This window comes from Novosphingobium sp. SL115 (assembly GCF_026672515.1).
Classification (GTDB): domain Bacteria; phylum Pseudomonadota; class Alphaproteobacteria; order Sphingomonadales; family Sphingomonadaceae; genus Novosphingobium.
Genome location: NZ_JAPPRG010000003.1, coordinates 565,872 through 582,860, shown reverse-complemented (window position 1 = coordinate 582,860; position 16,989 = coordinate 565,872). Strand labels below are relative to the sequence as shown.

Annotated in this window: 16 protein-coding genes; 14 read left to right on the top strand and 2 right to left on the bottom strand. The window is 60.9% G+C overall.

Annotated elements, in window-relative coordinates; genetic code table 11:
- Positions 1 to 32 precede the first annotated feature (32 nt).
- Positions 33 to 1,010: a quinone oxidoreductase family protein gene (locus OVA07_RS18845; RefSeq protein ID WP_268173232.1), complete on the top strand. Its 978-nt coding sequence runs from the start codon at positions 33 to 35 to the stop codon at positions 1,008 to 1,010.
- Between the two features lie 98 nt (positions 1,011 to 1,108).
- On the opposite strand, the gene OVA07_RS18840 is transcribed toward OVA07_RS18845, so the two are convergent.
- Positions 1,109 to 1,858: an enoyl-CoA hydratase/isomerase family protein gene (locus OVA07_RS18840; RefSeq protein WP_268173231.1), complete on the bottom strand. Its 750-nt coding sequence runs from the start codon at positions 1,856 to 1,858 to the stop codon at positions 1,109 to 1,111.
- 123 nt (positions 1,859 to 1,981) lie between these two features.
- Positions 1,982 to 2,395 (bottom strand): nuclear transport factor 2 family protein, encoded by a 414-nt coding sequence (locus OVA07_RS18835; RefSeq protein WP_326493142.1) that lies wholly within the window; start codon positions 2,393 to 2,395, stop codon positions 1,982 to 1,984.
- A gap of 105 nt (positions 2,396 to 2,500) precedes the next feature.
- Between OVA07_RS18835 and OVA07_RS18830 the strand changes: the two genes are divergently transcribed.
- The 13 genes from OVA07_RS18830 (at position 2,501) to OVA07_RS18770 (ending at position 16,958) form a co-directional block, all read left to right on the top strand.
- Positions 2,501 to 3,523 (top strand): NADP-dependent oxidoreductase, encoded by a 1,023-nt coding sequence (locus OVA07_RS18830; protein WP_268173230.1) that lies wholly within the window; start codon positions 2,501 to 2,503, stop codon positions 3,521 to 3,523.
- Between the two features lie 13 nt (positions 3,524 to 3,536).
- Entirely contained in the window at positions 3,537 to 4,280 is a 744-nt protein-coding gene (locus OVA07_RS18825) for a glucose 1-dehydrogenase (RefSeq protein WP_268173229.1), read from the top strand.
- Positions 4,277 to 4,807, top strand: coding sequence for a VOC family protein (locus tag OVA07_RS18820; RefSeq protein WP_268173228.1), 531 nt, complete (start codon positions 4,277 to 4,279; stop codon positions 4,805 to 4,807). The genes OVA07_RS18825 and OVA07_RS18820 overlap by 4 nt, the downstream gene beginning before the upstream one ends.
- 13 nt (positions 4,808 to 4,820) lie before the next feature.
- Positions 4,821 to 5,171: a Rieske (2Fe-2S) protein gene (locus tag OVA07_RS18815; protein WP_268173227.1), complete on the top strand. Its 351-nt coding sequence runs from the start codon at positions 4,821 to 4,823 to the stop codon at positions 5,169 to 5,171.
- 91 nt (positions 5,172 to 5,262) lie between these two features.
- Positions 5,263 to 5,691 carry a nuclear transport factor 2 family protein gene (locus OVA07_RS18810; protein ID WP_268173226.1) on the top strand — a complete coding sequence of 143 codons (429 nt, stop codon included), beginning with the start codon at positions 5,263 to 5,265 and terminating at the stop codon, positions 5,689 to 5,691.
- A gap of 180 nt (positions 5,692 to 5,871) precedes the next feature.
- A complete protein-coding gene (locus OVA07_RS18805; RefSeq protein WP_268173225.1) occupies positions 5,872 to 8,355 on the top strand; it encodes a TonB-dependent receptor domain-containing protein in 2,484 nt (827 codons plus the stop codon).
- A 390-nt stretch (positions 8,356 to 8,745) separates the two neighbouring features.
- Complete coding sequence (locus OVA07_RS18800) at positions 8,746 to 11,037, top strand: TonB-dependent receptor (RefSeq protein WP_268173224.1); 2,292 nt, start codon at positions 8,746 to 8,748, stop codon at positions 11,035 to 11,037.
- 135 nt (positions 11,038 to 11,172) lie between these two features.
- A complete protein-coding gene (locus OVA07_RS18795; RefSeq protein ID WP_268173223.1) occupies positions 11,173 to 12,183 on the top strand; it encodes an NADP-dependent oxidoreductase in 1,011 nt (336 codons plus the stop codon).
- Positions 12,183 to 12,980 carry a ThuA domain-containing protein gene (locus tag OVA07_RS18790; RefSeq protein ID WP_268173222.1) on the top strand — a complete coding sequence of 266 codons (798 nt, stop codon included), beginning with the start codon at positions 12,183 to 12,185 and terminating at the stop codon, positions 12,978 to 12,980. The genes OVA07_RS18795 and OVA07_RS18790 overlap by 1 nt, the downstream gene beginning before the upstream one ends.
- Positions 12,981 to 13,083: 103 nt before the next feature.
- Positions 13,084 to 14,295, top strand: a complete 1,212-nt coding sequence (locus OVA07_RS18785; protein ID WP_268173221.1) for a cytochrome P450 — start codon at positions 13,084 to 13,086, stop codon at positions 14,293 to 14,295.
- 288 nt (positions 14,296 to 14,583) lie between these two features.
- Positions 14,584 to 15,903: an aromatic ring-hydroxylating oxygenase subunit alpha gene (locus OVA07_RS18780; RefSeq protein ID WP_268173220.1), complete on the top strand. Its 1,320-nt coding sequence runs from the start codon at positions 14,584 to 14,586 to the stop codon at positions 15,901 to 15,903.
- A gap of 2 nt (positions 15,904 to 15,905) precedes the next feature.
- Positions 15,906 to 16,460, top strand: coding sequence for a VOC family protein (locus OVA07_RS18775; RefSeq protein ID WP_268173218.1), 555 nt, complete (start codon positions 15,906 to 15,908; stop codon positions 16,458 to 16,460).
- A gap of 63 nt (positions 16,461 to 16,523) precedes the next feature.
- Positions 16,524 to 16,958 carry a nuclear transport factor 2 family protein gene (locus tag OVA07_RS18770; RefSeq protein ID WP_268173217.1) on the top strand — a complete coding sequence of 145 codons (435 nt, stop codon included), beginning with the start codon at positions 16,524 to 16,526 and terminating at the stop codon, positions 16,956 to 16,958.
- The last annotated feature ends 31 nt before the right edge of the window (positions 16,959 to 16,989 follow it).

The window sequence follows — 16,989 nt, the reverse complement described above, 5'->3', positions numbered from 1 at the left end:
TAGCCTGAATCCCGCTTTGTAAGGACACTGCCATGCACGCCCGTCAGGCCCGCATCACCGCCCACGGCGGCCCCGAAGTGATCGAATGGATCGATGTCATCCTGCCCGCCCCCGCTGCGGGCGAAGTGCTGGTGGAACATACCGCCGTCGGCCTCAACATGATCGATACCTACCATCGCGGCGGGCTTTATCCCCTGTCGCTGCCCAGCGGGCTGGGAGTTGAAGCAGCAGGCCGTGTGGTGGCTGTGGGCGAAGGGGTGACCAGCCTTGTCGTGGGCAACCGCGTCGCCACGTTCGGGCCAGACCTTGGCGCCTATGCCACCGCGCGTCTGTATCGCGCCGAACACCTGTTCGCTTTGCCCGACACGATCAGCGATCAGACCGCCGCCGCTGCCATTCTGAAAGCCTTCACCGTCGAATGTCTGGTTGAACGCTGCGCGCGGGTCGAAGCCGGAATGACGGTGCTGGTCCACGCAGCAGCAGGCGGCGTGGGCCTGCTGATGGTGCAATGGCTCAAAGCCATCGGCGCGACGGTGATTGGCACGGTGTCCACGGCGGCTAAGGCCGATGTCGCCCGTGCAGCAGGTGCTGACCATGTCATCAACTATGCCACCGATGCCGTGGCCCCGCAGGTCCGCGAACTGACCGGTGGCAAAGGCGTGCGCGTGGTGTTCGACGGCGTGGGCAAGGACACATGGGAAGCCAGCGTCGATTCCACCGGACGACGCGGCCTGATCGTCAGCTTCGGCAATGCTTCTGGCCCGGTCACCGGCGTCGGGCTTGGCCTGCTGGCGCAAAAAGGCTCGCTGTTCTGCACCCGCCCCACATTGTACGATTACTACCGCGAAGCCGATGAACGCGCCGCCGGATCGGCCCGCGTGTGGAACATGATCGGCAGCGGCAAAGTATCCGTCACCATCGGCCAGACCCGTCCACTGGCGCAAGTGGCCGAAGCCCATGCCGATCTGGAAGCCCGCCGCACCACAGGATCAACCTTGCTGCTGCCCTGAGACGGACAAATTTGGCCCACCCTTCAAGCGGCGCCCCGGATCAAGTCCGGGGCACCGCTTTTCGGCAATGCGGAATCTTCAATCCGCCCGACGGCAAATCAAAACTTCGGCTTGCGCTTTTCCACGAACGCGCTGGTCCCTTCACGGAAATCCGCGCCGGCAAACGCATCGGCAAACACCTGCAAGCTGGCCCCATCGTCCGCCGCCTGCCCGTCCAGCACATTGCGCACAAAGCCCTTGATCGCGCCTTGGGAATAGGATGACGCCGCGATGATCTGGTCCACCAGCGCCTGTTCGCCATCGGCGCGTTCTTCGATCAGGCCTATGCGATGGGCTTCGGCAACGTCGATCAGCATGCCGGTGTAAAGCAGCCGCCGCGCCTGCCCCGGCCCCACCAGATCGATCAGCAGCTTCACGTCATGTAGCGGATAGACAAGGCCCAGCTTGGCAGGGGTAATCCCGAAACGCGCCTTTTCACCGCCGATACGCATGTCGCAGGCCAGTGCCAGCCCGCAGCCGCCGCCCACGCAATCACCCTCAACCATGGCCACGGTCGGCTTGGCAAAGCGGGTCAGTTCAAACTGCGCGCGGTTGATCGCCTGCTGGTTGGCGGCGTGGAACGCGCCGTCGTCCTTGTTGGCCAGCAGTTCGGCAATGTCTGCGCCTGCACAAAATGCGCCGCCTTCGGCCGCTTTCAGCACCAGCACGCGCACGGCAGGATTGGCTGCGGCCTGCGTCAGCAAGTCCGGCAGCGCCTGCCACATGGCCAGATTGAAAGCGTTGCGCTTGTCCGCGCGGTCGATCAGCAGGTTGGCGACCGGTCCGTCAATTTCAAGGCGCAGGTTCATTCGCAGGTGCTCCCCAAAGCTGCCGGGTCTTTGTCCGGCAGCCGGGGATAAGGCAACCCGTTTCGCGGGCCAATCGCGGGTCAACACATGCCCTATCCGCAACGCGGACAGGGCCGCATCGGCTTATGCCGTCGCTTTCGCCTTGGCTTCGACAGCAGCGTTGAAGGCCGATGGATCAAAGTAGAACGGCTTGATTTCACAGCATTTGCCGTCGCGGAAGCGGAACATTTCGCACAGTTCTGCCGGGGCCAGCGATGGGTCGGCGAAGCGGAACGACAGGATGGTCACGGCATGGTCCTTGCCTGCGGTCGTCTCCACCCGGTCCAGCCCGGCCACGTCAACCATGCCCATGACCTTGGAATAAAGGTCGCGCAGGGCATATTTGCCGCGATAAGTGCCCGCCATGGCCAGACCGTCAGCCTCGGTCACCACAAAATCATCGGTCAGCATGTCTGCCGCCTTGTCCCAGTCGCCCACGCCGGTCGTGGCATAAAGATCGTCGACAAAACGGATCATTTCATCTGGAGTCAGGCTCATGGCAAAATCCTCTCAATTTGCGACAGGATCGACCATGCGGGCAGCTTCTGAAACCTAGCGATATGGCTAGCGATGCACGCCGCCACCACGCGCTAAGGATATGCCATGGAGAGAAAACCTGAGATCGCCCGCCAGATCACGCTGGCCCGCCGCCCTACTGGCATTCCGGTGCCGGATGATTTCGCGCTGAAGGACGCGCCTATGCCCACGATCGGCGCGGGTGAAATCCTTGTGAAGATGCGGGTCTGTTCGTGCGATCCGGCCATTCGCGGTTTTCTGGATGATCGCCCCAGCTATTTCCCGCCGGTGCAGCTTGGCGCGCCGATCAGCGGCATGTCGCTCGGCGAAGTGGTCGAATCGAACGATGCGGCATGGCCGGTCGGCACGCTGCTGCGCACCATGGCCACATGGTCGGAATACTATGTGATCCGGGGCGATGCGCTGGGTCTGGAAAAGGTCGAAGCCGCGCCGGGCGTGCCTTTGCAGCACTACATGGGCGCGCTGGGTCCGGTCGGGCTGACGGCCTGGGTCGGGCTGTTTGAAATCGGCAAGGCCAAGGCGGGCGAAACCGTGCTGGTCAGCGCCGCCGCCGGGGCCACCGGCAGCACCGTGGTCCAGCTTGCAAAGGCAGCGGGTTGCCGCGTCATCGGCCTTGCCGGTGGGCCAGAAAAGGCGCAGATCGTGCGCGATCTTGGCGCAGATATTGCCATTGATTACAAGGCAGTGTCAGACCTTTCTGCCGCCATTTCCGAAGCTGCGCCCGATGGCGTGGATGTCTATTTCGATAATGTCGGCGGCGAAACGCTCGACGCCATTCTGCCGCTCATGCGCCTGCATGGCCGGGTCGCCGTGTGCGGGATGATCGCGCAATATAACGATGCCGATAATCCCCATGGAAACCGCAACTTGTGGCAGCTTGTTGTCAATCGGCTGACGATGCGCGGCTTCATCACCTATGACCATCCCGAAGTTCTGGGCGAAGCGCAGGCCACGCTGGATCGCCTCTTCGCCAATGGCGGGCTGAAGCCGCTGGAAAACGTGCGGTCAGGCATCGAAAAGCTGCCGGAAGCCTTCATCGACCTGATGAGCGGGCGCACCATTGGCAAAACGCTTGTACTGATTGCTTAAGAAGGCTTTGCAAATGGCTGTTCTGAATGGAAAAGTCGCGCTCGTCACCGGGGGCGCATCGGGCTTGGGCGAAGCCATCGTTCGCGCTTATGCGGCCGAAGGTGCATCGGTCGTCATCGCCGACATCGATGCCGCCGGGGGACAGGCGCTGGCGGCAGAGCTGGGCGGCAATGCCCGGTTCGTCACGCTGGACGTAACCCGGCAAGAATCGTGGGACGCCGCCATCGCCACCTGTGACCGGATTGACGTGCTGGTCAACAATGCCGGCATCACCACGCTTGGATCGATCGAGGAAATCACGCTGGACCAGTTCCGGCATGAACTGGATATCGATGTGCTGGGCGTGTTCATGGGCATGCAGACCGCGCTGCCCAAAATGAAGGCCCACGGCGGGTCGATCATCAACATGTCCTCGCTTTCAGGAGTGAAGGCATCGTCCAACCTTGTCGCCTACAACGCGGCCAAGGCGGCGGTGACGCTGATGACCAAATCGTGCGCGCTGCACTTTGCAGAAAAGGGCTATGGCATCCGCTGCAATTCCATCCACCCCGGCGCGATTCACACGCCCATCATCGACAAGGTTCTGGCCCAGTCGGACGACCCCAAGGCGCTGTATCAAAGCTTTGTTGACGTCCACCCGGTCAAGCGTCTGGGGCGGCCTGAAGAAATCGCCGCGATGGCGGTGTTTCTGGCCAGCGACGCCAGCGCCTTTGCCACCGGGGCGGAATTCCGCGTGGATGGCGGCGCATCGGTATGACCAGTCTGCCCATCCGGCAGGTGGCGTTTTTCGTTGAGGACGTGCGGGCCGCCGCGCGCGCCCACCACGCCACTTTCGGATCGGGTCCGTTCTTCGTGGCCGACAACATCCCCCTTGCCCGTGCGGTGCATCGCGGGGTGGAGCGCCCACTCGATCATAGCTCTGCCTATGGCCAGTGGGGCGATGTGATGGTGGAATTCGTCGCCCAGAACAATCCCGGCCCATCACCCTTTCACGATCTTTTTTCCGAAGGATCAGGGCGTTGGGGGATGCATCACGTGGCCGTATGGGTGGACGATGTCGACGCCGAACTGGCGCGTTTTGCTGCCCAAGGCGCACCATGCGCGCTGCGGGCAGAAATGACCGACGGCTTCGTCTTTGCCTTTGCCGATACATCCGCCACGCTGGGCGTGATGACGGAATTGTATGCACCGGCCCCGGTGCTGGTTGATTTCTATGCGATGGTGGCGCAGGCCGCGAAGGATTATCGCGGCACCGACCCGATTCAGACTATCGTTTTGACCTGAGGACAAGACTGACGTGAGCGACACCTGGCACGCCCTGATTGCTGAATCCGAATTTCCCGAAGAAGGCAAATTGTCCGCGAAAGTCGGTGGCTGGCACGTCCTGCTGGCAAAAACCGATGACGGCTTCTTTGCGGTCAACGATCGCTGCACCCATCAGGCCGCGCTGCTTTCCACCGGGCGCATACGGCGCGGCGCGGTGATGTGCCCGCTGCACGGTGCGCGGTTCGAAATGGCGACCGGGCGTTGCATCGGCGGAGCCTACAAGGACTTGCGCAGTTTTGCCGTGCGGGTCGAAGGCGGACACATTCAGGTTTGCGTTCCCGATGAACAGCCCACCATGGAAGAACTTCCCGTCGTGATCTGATTGCGGTTCCTTGCTGGCTGAATCTACAGGTTCGGGGACGGTCGTGTGCGGTTAGGTTGGGTTCAGGACACAACGTCTGGGAGAGCCTGAAATGCCGTTCACCGGCCCTGCTGAAGACCGCCTCGCCATTCGCGAACTGCTGGAAACCTATGCCGATGCGGTAACCCGCTGTCATGCGGATGACTGGGCCGCGACATGGGCCGAAGATGCCGAATGGTCGCTGCCCGATTACCCCGAACTTGGCACCACGCGCGGCCGCCCCGCGATCAAGGCGATGTGGGTGGAAGCGATGAAGGCCTATCCCGGCATCATGTTCGAAGCATGGCCCGGATCGATTGAAATTTCGGGCGATACCGCCACCATGCGCAGCTACACGTCGGAAGTGTATGACCACGATGGCGTGACCAAGCGCGACCGTGGAGTCTATGAAGACACATGCGTAAAAGTGGACGGCAAGTGGCTGTTCAAAAGCCGTTCTTTCCGCAATATCCACCGTCAGCATGGGCCAAAAGGCTGCTGATGCCATCCGCGCGGGGGCAGATCGCCCCCGCATTCCACACCGGATGCCAGCCCATTCACCTTAGGGCGAACCCATAGTCCCGTTTAGGCACAGCATCATCACACCTGTTTAAATGCCTGCAATCGAACCTTCACAAAACCGCCGGGTGCGCAACGCCCTGCCGGAGAGGACGATTGCACGATGGGTAAGACCGCACTTCTTCTGTTCACGGCGCAGATCGCGCTTGTCACCCCCGCTTATGCAGAAGAGGGCGCAGCGCCTGAAGCCGGGCCAAAAGCGGCGGCAGAAACACCAGCGCAGCCGCCCAAGGAAATCTTCTCTACCGGCGTTGCCAAGGGGCGCGACCGGTTGGACAGCGCCACCTCCACCAGCGCGCTGCGAGGCGATGAAATCCAGAAATTCGGCCCGCGATCATTGGGCGACGTGCTGCGCGCCATGGCCGGTCTGCGCGTGGAATCGGGCATTGGTGAAGGCAACAACAACTTTACCGTGCGCGGGTTGCCGCTGGCTGCTGGCGGGTCGAAATACATGCAGTTTCAGGAAGATGGACTGCCAGTTCTGGAATTTGGCGACTTGTTCAATGTCGGCACCGACGTTTACATGCGCAACGATTTCAACATCGCCCAGATCGAAACCATCCGTGGCGGATCGGCATCGACCTTCGCATCCAATTCGCCCGGCGGGCTTATTAACATCATCTCTCGCACCGGCGATGTCGAAGGCGGATCGGTGCAGCTTTCCAGCGGCATCGATTACGATGAGAAGCGCGTGGATTTCGATTATGGCGGCAAGCTGGGGGAAAGCACGCGCTTCCACATCGGCGGATTTTATCGGCAGGGCGAGGGCCCGCGCCGCATCGGCTTTGATGGCTGGCGCGGCGGGCAGGTGAAGTTCAACATCACCCGCGATCTGGCAGGCGGCGGATACGTCCGGCTTTACCTGAAGTATCTGGATGACCGCTCGCCCACTTTCGCGCCCTATTTCGTCAACATCACCGGCACCAACGACGATCCGGAATACAAGAACTTCGCAGGCTTCGACTTGCGCAAGGATTCGGTGCTGTCACCCTATCTTGGCCCGGTCGTCACGCTGGACCAGAACAACCAGTTGGCCGCCCTGCCCATCGACACCGGGCAGCACGCGGTATCAAAGTCTGTCGGCATTGAAACGCAGTTCGACGTGGCCGGGTGGACGATTACCGAAAAAGCGCGCTATGCCGCCAATGGTGGTGATTTCAGCCGCGCTTTCCCGTCCAACGCCGGCACCGTGTCAGCCTTTGCCGCAGGGCAAGCCGGCACGGGCGCAACCGCCAGTTATGCCACTGGCCCGCTGTCCGGGCAGGCCATCCCCGGCGGCAGCCTGATTAACGGCAACGGCCTGTTATCGCTCTATTTCGTGTCCTATGTCCGCGCCCGCTCGCTCGACAATTTCACCAACGATATTCGCGCCTCCAAAGTGTGGAAGCTGTCAGGCGGCAACCTGACCACCACGCTGGGCGCCTATTTCGCCACGCAAAAGCTGGAAACAACCTGGCTGCACACCGCCATGGACATCGACGTCAACGGCGATGCCGGGACCGCCATGGTCAACATTGCCAATGCGGCGGGCGTCAACCAGACGCTCAACGGATACTATTCGTTCGGCCGTGCCAGCGCCCTGTTCCGCCGCAGCTTTGACGTCGATTACCGCGTTTTCGCGCCTTATGGGTCGATTAACTACCACTTCGGCAAGATCGCGATTGGCGGCAGCCTGCGCTATGACATTGGCCGGGTACGCGGATCGCTGATCGGCGCAGACCTTGGCGGCGGGCGCGACGGGTTGATCGACTACGACATCAACGGCGATGGCATTATCAGCACGGCCGAAACCCGCGTGGCCTATCTGCCACTTACCCAGCCTGCCCCGGTGAACTACAACTATGGCTATCTCAATTATTCGGCTGGCGTGAACTATCGCGTGGCCGAACCATTTTCGGTCTTTGCCCGCTACAGCCTTGGCGCGCGGGCAAATGCCGACAAGATCCTGTTCACGCCGGTCGTCAACAACGCCACCGGCGATGTCGCCACTCGCGACAAGGCCGACAAGGTTCACCAGCTTGAAGGCGGACTGAAATTCCGCAAGGGCGGCGTAACCTTCAATGCGACTGCATTCCATGTGACCGCCGACGATCATAACGTGCTGAACGGTTCGGCCAACCGCACCGACCGCAGTTACAAGGCCGACGGTCTGGAAATGGAAGGGGCGTGGGCACACGGCCCGTTCAACCTTGCGCTTGCCGCTACGTATACAAGGGCAAAGATCACCGCTGACCGGCTTGACCCTGCGCTGACCGGCAAGGAACCGCGCCACCAGCCAAGCTGGACCTTCAGCGCAACCCCGCAAGTGGATCTTGGCAAGGCGATTGTCGGGGCCAGCGTGGTGGGCATCACCAAAAGCTATGCGCAGGATTCCAACCTGCTGGTCATGCCCGGCTTCACCGTGGTCAACGCCTTCGTCCAGTTTCGCCCGACCGCACGTATTCGCATGACGCTGAATGCCAACAACCTGTTCGATACGATGGGCATTTTTGAAGTAAATCAGGCATCTGTCCCTGCCAGCGGGGTAGGCTTTGCCCGTTCCATCAACGGGCGCACTCTTTCAGGATCGCTGCGCTTCGACTTCTGACGCGGCACAAGGATTGGCGAAAACGGGGGCAAGGTCTGGCGGCTTTGCCCCCGTTTTCATGTCAGGATCAGGCCTAGGCCCACACCCTGGCGCCTGCGCCAAGTCACTAACATTTGTCGCAGTTCATTACCTAACCCGTGCCCTATACGTTTTGTTGCGGGAGAGAAACGTCGGGCAAACTGATGCCGCACAACCGCAAGCGTTAAGGTAAGTTGACGCCGTAAATTACTATTTGCGAATCTATTCACCTGTAACCGCACCGGTTTACAGGGCGCATCAGTGTTTCCGACTTTCCCCAATACCAAGCGATGCGGACGGTAGCTTTGCTGCTGCGCCGCGCACACGACAACACGAGGGGGGGGAACCGTGAAAATTCAACGGCATTCCAATTTGGCCAATACATCATTCATCAGCATCCGATCGCGCCGCGCGATCAAGGCTGCGGCATTGGCTGCCACGTTCCTGGCTGCAGGCACCGTTCACGCTGAGGAGGCTGAAGAACAGCAGGCTGCGCCCAGCGCGGGCATCGAACAGATCACCGTCACCGCCCGCAAGCGCGTGGAAGACGTGCAAAGCGTGCCGCTGGCCGTGTCCGCCATCAGCGGCACCGCGCTGGAAAGCCGCTTCGTGCCCGATATCCGCGCGGTCACCAAATATATCCCCAACGTCCAGCTTGGTCAGGTCCAGTATTCGGGCGCTACGCTTTCCGCCTCAATCCGCGGTATCAGCTTTGCCGATATCGAACGCTCGTTCGAACCGGCCGTCGCCACGTCCATCGACGGCATCTTCCTGGCCTCGAACACCGGCGCGCTGGTCGATATGTTCGACGTGGAATCCATCGAAGTGCTGCGCGGCCCGCAAGGCACGCTGTTTGGCCGTAACACCGTGGGCGGCATCATCAACGTGCGGCGTTCGCGCCCCACGGGCGAACTGGGCGCAAAGCTGGCGGTAACCGCCGGTTCTTATGGCCGCAACGATTATCGCGGCGTGTTCAACGCGCCGGTCATTCAGGATGTGCTGGCGCTGAAAGTCGGCATTTTCTCGATCAATTCCAACAGCTTCACGTATGACGCCAGCACCGGAAAGGCTGAACCGGGCCTTGATCGCCTTGATGTTCAAGCCAGCCTGCTGTTCACGCCGACGCCCGAATTCGAAGCGCTGGTCACCTATGAACACCTGCGCGACCGTTCACACTATCCCAACCCGGTCAACCAGTCGATTCCAGGCGAACTGGCCTGCGACGTTGGCCTTTGCTACAGCGCGCACAAGGACGAATACGAAGGCAGCGGCTTCCGCGCATCGTTCGGCGGTCTGCCGTTCTATGCCCCGCTTGATGCCGATAACGTCACGCTCAACATGCAGTACAAGGCCGACAATTTCACGATTGCCTCGGTCACCGGCTACATGAAGAATAAGGACTCGCTGGATATCGACAATATCGGCGATGCGATTGCGCCGAACACGCCGTTCTTCCATCCTGTGCGCAAACTGCACGGCGATCAGTTCAGTCAGGAACTGCGTGTCGACACCGATTTCGGTGGCATGTTCGACATGGTTGCAGGCGTTTACTTCTTCAAATCGACCTATGCTCTCGACAGCCAGGAAGTTTATGTTGCCGATGGCACGCGCAACCCGGCCAATCTGGTTGACCAGTTCAGCGCGGGTCAGACGGTGAAGTCTTATGCCGCGTTTGCCGAAACCTATTGGAAGGTTACGCCCACCACCCGGATCACCGTGGGCGGCCGTTATACGCACGAAACCAAGGACTTCCACGTCACCAAGCCGGCGCCGTACACCACGCCAGCCTATTCCTGCCCCGATCCGACGTCGGCCTATGCGCCCTGCGCCAATCCGCACCTGTCGTTCAACCGCTTCACCCCGCGCGTTTCGGTTGACCAGCAGCTTGCCGATGACGTGATGCTCTATGCTTCATGGTCGCGCGGCTTCCGTTCGGGTGGCTGGAATGGCCGTCCCGGCTCGCTGGCCGAAACCATCGGACCATACGATCCCGAAACGGTCGACAGCTATGAAGCAGGTCTGCGCACGAAGTTCTGGGACAATCGCGCCATCTTCAACATCACGGTGTTCCAGACCGACTATCGTGACAAGCAGGAAGACCAGATCCGCACCAACCCGCTGAACCCGGCATCAACGATCACGTTCGTTGAAAACGCGGGCAAGGCGCGGTTCCAGGGCGTGGAACTCGAAGCCCAGCTTCGCCCGGTGCCCGAAATGAACCTGTTCGGCTCGGCAGGCTACCTCAAGGCCAAGTATCTGGAATTCCTCGATCAGGCTGGCAATGACATCAGCGCAACCAAGCAGTTGCGTTATGCGCCGGAATGGAACGCCAGCATCGGCGGTGATTACACCTTCGATCTGGGCGGCGACAATTCGCTGATGTTCGGCACCAACCTTAAGTATGTCGGCAAATACGTCACGGAATCGAGCGTGGATTATTCCGGCCTGCGCCGCGAACTGATCCCCGCGCACACCTCGATTGACGGCGCGATCACCTTTACCGGTGCGATGAACGGTTTGAAGCAATACAAGATTTCGGCCTTCATCAACGATGCCTTCAATGGCGGTGGCCGAATTGTCCGGTCGAGCTATGCCGGGCCGTTCTGGTTCAGCGACCGCATCCCGAACCGCACCTGGGGCGTGGAGCTTCAGGTAGAGTTCTGATCGATCCGATCGACCACCAATACAAATGCAGACGCCCGCTCCCTTCACTGGGGCGGGCGTTTGTTCTTGGCAGATTGACCAGTTGCCGCCGCGCAGGGGCTTTGCGAACCCTTGGGCAAAGAGGATGCACAACCCATGACCACCAACCAGTTCTGGCAGCTCGACAATCATCCGCAAGGCAACGATTTTGCCAGTGCCCTGTCAATGCAGACCGAAGATCTTGCACCGCTTGGCGATGGCGAAGTGCGGGTAAAGGTGGGCTGGCTGTCGATGGATGCAGGCACCCGCATGTGGATGAGCCCGCGTACCGATGGCTATCAGCCGCCGCTGCCGCTGGGGTCAAAAATGGTCGGGCTGGTGCTGGGCCGCGTGACCGAAAGCCGTGATCCTGCCTATCCTGTGGACGCGCTGGTGCGCGGCTTTGGCCAGTGGGCGCAATATGCCACGATGACGCCCGCGCTGACCGGGCTGGAAGTGGTGGACGACGGCGTGGCCGATGTGCGCCACCACTTTGGCGCACTGGGCATGAATGCGTGGACCGCTTATGTCGGGGTCAAGGAAGTGGCCGCGATCAAGCCCGGCGAATGGCTGGTGGTCTCCGCCGCCGCTGGAGCCACAGGCAGCATGGCCTGTCAGGTCGGACGCAACCTTGGCGCCAAGGTCATCGGCATAGCGGGCGGGCCAGAAAAGTGCCGCTACTTGCGCGAAGAACTCGGCGTCGACATCGCCATCGACTACAAGGCCGACGATGTGGCCGCGCGGCTTGCCCAGGTGGAAGGCGGGGTTCACGCCTATTTCGACAATGTCGGCGGCCCGCTGCTGGATGCGGTTCTGCCCAACATGGCGCATTATGGCCGGGTAGCCGTGTGCGGCATGGTTGCCGCTTATGATAACGACGCCCCCCTGCCCGGCCCTGCACGGTTCGATCAGGTGCTGATGCGCCGCTTGCGCATTGAAGGCTTCTTCATCCCCGATTTCCTGCATCGCGGGGCGGAATTCCTGCCCACCTTGCGCCGATGGGTCGATTCCGGAACGCTGAGCGTCAACCTTGATGAAACGCAGGGGCTGAACAACGTGCTGATAGCCTATAACCGGATGCTGTCGGGCAAGGCGGTGGGCAAAGTGATCGTGAAGGTAGCACCCTGATGCCGATTATCCGCCACCGCGCGCCGCTGCAATGCCTTGTCGCCGTGCGCGGCCACCCGTTTGATCGCACCGCCTTTGACGCCGTGTTTCAGGCGATGGACGGCATCAGCGCCACCATGGTCGATCAGCCCGCCGCCGCCCGCCTGATGAACCCTGACGGGATGCGCGGGTTCGATGTGCTGGTGCTGTATGACATGCCGGGGCTGGACTTCGAAGCCCCTGAAAACGCCCCGCTTTACCTTGAACCCGACGATAGCCTGAAAGCGGGCTTTCGCGCGCTACTGGAACAGGGGACCGGCGTGGTCGCGCTGCACCATGCGCTGGCAGGATGGCCGACATGGGCGGAATATCACGAATGGCTGGGCGGGCAGTTCCTGTATCATCCCGGCGAGGTGCGCGGGCAGGCAGTGGCCGACAGCGGCTATGCCCATGATGTCACGCACGACATTGCCGTCACGCCCGGCCACCCGGTTACCGCCGGTCTGCCCGCCACCTTTACCCTGACTGACGAGCTGTATCTGGGGCAAGTGTTCGAAGATGACGTGACGCCCCTGCTGCGGTCATCCGCCGCGTTTGATCGGGACCATTTCTGGTCGGCGGACCTTGCCGTGAAAGGGCAGATGCACTGCCGCGATGGCTGGGACCATCCGGCAGGATCGAACCTGATCGGTTGGGCCAAGCAGACGCTGAACAGCCGCCTTGTCTATCTGCAACCGGGCGACGGCCCATCGGCCTACGACAGCCCGCATTATCGCCAACTGGTGGAAAACGCCATCCGCTGGGTCGCTCCGCAGTAGTTTCGCAAGGCCATTGCCCCACCTGTCCAAAAGGCCAAGCGCCTGATCGCCTGTCCCGGCCCATGATACCGCAAAACCATAAAGTTTTGAGAGGATCATGGGCATGGACCAGACGCTTGATGCCGTTCTTCCGGCAAACGTCCCGGCGGACCGGGTTGTCGATATCGATATCTACATGCCGCCCGGCATTGCCGAACACGGCTTTCACAAAGCGTGGAGCGACCTTTGCGCCAATAATCCCGCCGTGGTGTGGACCCCGCGCAATGAAGGCCACTGGATCGCGCTGGGCGGACAGGCGCTTCAGGATGTGCAGTCCGATGCCCAGCGCTTTTCATCGCGCGTCATCGTGCTGCCCAAATCGGTGGGCGAACTGCACGGGCTGATCCCCACCACCATCGATCCGCCCGAACACCGTCCCTATCGCAAGTTGTTGAACGACAATCTGAATCCTGCCGCGATCCGGGGCCTGACCGAACGTATCCGCGCCACGGCGGTGGAACTGATCGAAAGCTTTGCAAGTCGCGGCCACTGCAATTTCACCACCGAATTTGCCGAACAGTTCCCGATCCGCGTGTTCATGCAACTGGTGGATATTGACGCATCCGAAGCGCCCAAGATCCGCCACTGGGCCGAATGCATGACGCGCCCCGGCATGGACATGACATTCGAACAGGCCCGCGCCGCGTTCTTTGCCTATGTCGGCCCGCTGGTGGATGAACGCAGCACCAATCCCGGTGACGACATGCTCAGCGCCATGCTGACCGCCGATTTCGCGGGACGCCGCCTGACTCGCGACGAAGCGGTGTCGCTGTCCACGCAAGTCCTCATCGCCGGGCTGGATACCGTGGTCAACGTGCTGGGCTTCATCATCCGCGAACTGGCCGATAACCCGACCCTGCGCGCCGATCTGAAAGCGCGGGGGCCAGACGTAACCCCGGTCGTCAACGAACTGTTCCGCCGCTTCGGCCTTGTCTCCATCGCCCGCGAAGTGCGCCATGACATTGAATTTCATGGCGTTCATCTGAAAGCAGGCGACATGATCGCCATCCCCACACAGGTTCACGGGCTGGACTCGCGCATCAATCCCGATCCCTTGGCGATTGATCCTGCCCGCACCCGCGCGCGCCATTCCACTTTCGGCAGCGGCCCGCATATGTGTCCGGGGCAGGAACTGGCGCGCAAGGAAGTGGCGATCACGCTGGAAGAATGGCTGCGCCGCATCCCCGATTTCCGCCTTGCCCCCACCAGCGATCTGTCGCCCGTGCCCGGAATCGTTGGCGCGCTGCGCCGCGTGGAACTCGAATGGAGCAACTAGCGCAACTATCAGCTTGAGCCGAATCGAAGGCGAGATCATAAAACAGGTAAGGTTGCCGGTTTTATAGAGCGCCAGGGAAGAGGCCTGCATCGCCCATCTGTTCGCGCAAGGATCAAAACCTGCGAGAATGACGAGTGGCGCTGGCACCTTTACCGGGAGAAAAGTAAACTGGGCGGTTTCCACCCGGACGGGATTTCGTCCGGTTCTGGCAACGCCTGCCGGACAGAAGCGAATGGCCCCAAAAGCCCGCCCGAAAGGCCGCTTCACCATGACTTTGAGGATGCCGAAATGACCGTCGAAGAAAAGCTGTCACGCTATTCCCCGGAATTCGATGTTGCCGTGCGCGGCGACACCATCACCGCTGACCGCTATATCACGCGCGAATGGATGGAGCTTGAGAACAAGCACCTCTGGCCCAAGGTGTGGCATCTGGGCGGCGTGATGGCAGACCTTGAAGAAGAAGGCGATTTCATCCGCCACAACTTCGGCAAGGAATCGGTCGTCATGGTCCGTCAGGAAGACGGGTCGATCAAGGCATTCTACAACACCTGCCCCCATCGCGGGAACCGTCTGGTTCTGGGCGATGCCGGTTCAAGCCCGCGCCTTACCTGCGGCTATCATGGCTGGCAGTTCGATCCCGACGGCACGCTGGTTCATGTGCAAGATCCGGATGACTTCGCCGGTGGTAACCCCTGCGGCAAGGTAAAGCTGTCCGAACTGCGCTGCGAAACCTGGGGGCCGTTCGTGTTCTGGTGCATGGACGATGATGTCGCCCCGCTGCACGAATGGCTGTGGCCCTTCACCGAACGCCTTGCCGGCTACAAGCTGGACAACTGGGTGCGCGTGCTGAACGTGTCGGCGGATTGCGACTTCAACTGGAAGATCATCCGCGACAATTTCAACGAAAGCTACCACCTGCCCACCATCCACCCGGAGCTGGCCACTTTCATCAACGACGGGCTGCCCACCACCCTGTTCGAAATGTATGAAAACGGCCACAATTCCATGTGGATGATTGGCCATCAGGCCACTAGCCGCAAGGATTACGTCAGCGGTGATGTGCCGCCGGGCCTTTATGAAGCGGCCGAGGCATGGGGCATCGATCCCAAGGAATATCGCGGTCGCACCGCCGATATCCGCGAAGCCGTCATCAAGGCCAAGCGCGAACGCGGCGCGGAGGCCGGTTACGATTATAGCGCGATGACCGACCAGCAACTTGTGGACTATTTCCACTGCACGCTGTTCCCCAACCTCACACTCACCATGTCGCCTGAACAGTGCCAGATCCTGCGCACCGAGCCGCACCCGACCGACCCCGAAAAGTGCGTGTTCCAGCACTGGTGCCTTTATCCGCCAAACGCCAAGATGAAGGAAATCGCCACGCCGGTCGGCAACGCGCCGTTCAAACATGACGCGATCCAGCGCCATTCGGTTTATGGCGACGGGGTTTCGGTCGGCTATGTCGCGGATCAGGATCTGTCCATCGGCACCACCCAGCAGCAGGGCCTCAATTCGCGCGGGTTCAAGGGCTGCATCCTGCCCGGACAGGAAAAGCGCGTGCAGCGCTTCCACGAAAAGCTGAATGACATGGTTCAGGGTAAATCCTGACCATGGTGGGCGGGACTACGATAACGCCCGGTCAGGTCGGTCCGCACCTGATGCAAGCCGCCTTCATCGTCGATGACGTTGAGGCGGCGGCACAGGCATGGATCGCCACCACCGGTATCGGGCCGTTCTTTATGGTCCCGCACATCCAGCTTGCCGAAGCGACCTATCGCGGAGCACTATCTGAAGGCATCGATTTTTCGGTGGCGCTGGCCCAGTCGGGCGGGGTGCAGATCGAACTGATCCAGCAGCACTGCGACCGTCCCAGCGCCTACCGCGATACCATTGCCAAGGGCGAACAGGGCTTCCACCACTTCTGCATCTATACCGACGCATACGATGCCACGCGCCAGCGCTATGTCGATCAGGGTTTTGCCGTGGCGATTGATGGCAAATTCGGTGCGATGCGCTTCTGCTATATCGATACCGCGCCCGCCATCGGCTGCATGATCGAAATTGTCGAACAGGACGAAAATCAGGCCGCCGCCTTTGCCCGCATTGCGCAGGGCGCGGCGGACTGGGACGGCGTGACCGATCCGATCCGTCCCCTGTTCACTTGAAGATGTTTCCTTGGGGAAACATAAAAAATCAAATAAATACAATTACAAGAGGATGATCGCCTGATGCAGTGCCCGATTGAAGACCGCCTTGCGATTCAGGATCTGATGGTCGCATACGCCCATGCCGTGGATTCGATGAACGACATCGACGCCATCTGCGATGTCTTTACCGAAGACGCGGTTTTCGATCTGTCTGGCATCGGTCTTGCCGCATTGGAAGGGCACGGCGGCATCCGCAATTTCTTCACCAACGTCTTTGCCAATATGGCGCACCACGCCCACTATCTGACCAACTTTGCCGTGACCGCATTCGACGGCGATACCGCCACGATGCGCGCCTACGTTATCGGCATGGGCACCGGCAAGGACGGCAGCAGCGTCACCGTCAATGGCCGCTATTACTTCAACGTGGCACGCACTGCGGCGGGCTGGAAGGCCACCCGCTATACCATGGATTTCCTGATGCCGCTGTCCGGCACACTAGAAAACGCCAAGTAGAAAAGGCGCCAGCCAGAACGCTGGCCACCGG

Bases quoted from the DNA above. Each gene is read 5' to 3' on its own strand.
- OVA07_RS18795 (WP_268173223.1), top strand. From the start codon at position 11,173: ATGACCACCAACCAGTTCTGGCAGCTCGACAATCATCCGCAAGGCAAC.
- OVA07_RS18820 (WP_268173228.1), top strand. From the start codon at position 4,277: ATGACCAGTCTGCCCATCCGGCAGGTGGCGTTTTTCGTTGAGGACGTG.
- OVA07_RS18780 (WP_268173220.1), top strand. From the start codon at position 14,584: ATGACCGTCGAAGAAAAGCTGTCACGCTATTCCCCGGAATTCGATGTT.
- OVA07_RS18775 (WP_268173218.1), top strand. From the start codon at position 15,906: ATGGTGGGCGGGACTACGATAACGCCCGGTCAGGTCGGTCCGCACCTG.
- OVA07_RS18770 (WP_268173217.1), top strand. From the start codon at position 16,524: ATGCAGTGCCCGATTGAAGACCGCCTTGCGATTCAGGATCTGATGGTC.
- OVA07_RS18825 (WP_268173229.1), top strand. From the start codon at position 3,537: ATGGCTGTTCTGAATGGAAAAGTCGCGCTCGTCACCGGGGGCGCATCG.
- OVA07_RS18810 (WP_268173226.1), top strand. From the start codon at position 5,263: ATGCCGTTCACCGGCCCTGCTGAAGACCGCCTCGCCATTCGCGAACTG.
- OVA07_RS18840 (WP_268173231.1), bottom strand. From the start codon at position 1,858: ATGAACCTGCGCCTTGAAATTGACGGACCGGTCGCCAACCTGCTGATC.
- OVA07_RS18830 (WP_268173230.1), top strand. From the start codon at position 2,501: ATGGAGAGAAAACCTGAGATCGCCCGCCAGATCACGCTGGCCCGCCGC.
- OVA07_RS18845 (WP_268173232.1), top strand. From the start codon at position 33: ATGCACGCCCGTCAGGCCCGCATCACCGCCCACGGCGGCCCCGAAGTG.
- OVA07_RS18835 (WP_326493142.1), bottom strand. From the start codon at position 2,395: ATGAGCCTGACTCCAGATGAAATGATCCGTTTTGTCGACGATCTTTAT.
- OVA07_RS18790 (WP_268173222.1), top strand. From the start codon at position 12,183: ATGCCGATTATCCGCCACCGCGCGCCGCTGCAATGCCTTGTCGCCGTG.
- OVA07_RS18805 (WP_268173225.1), top strand. From the start codon at position 5,872: ATGGGTAAGACCGCACTTCTTCTGTTCACGGCGCAGATCGCGCTTGTC.
- OVA07_RS18785 (WP_268173221.1), top strand. From the start codon at position 13,084: ATGGACCAGACGCTTGATGCCGTTCTTCCGGCAAACGTCCCGGCGGAC.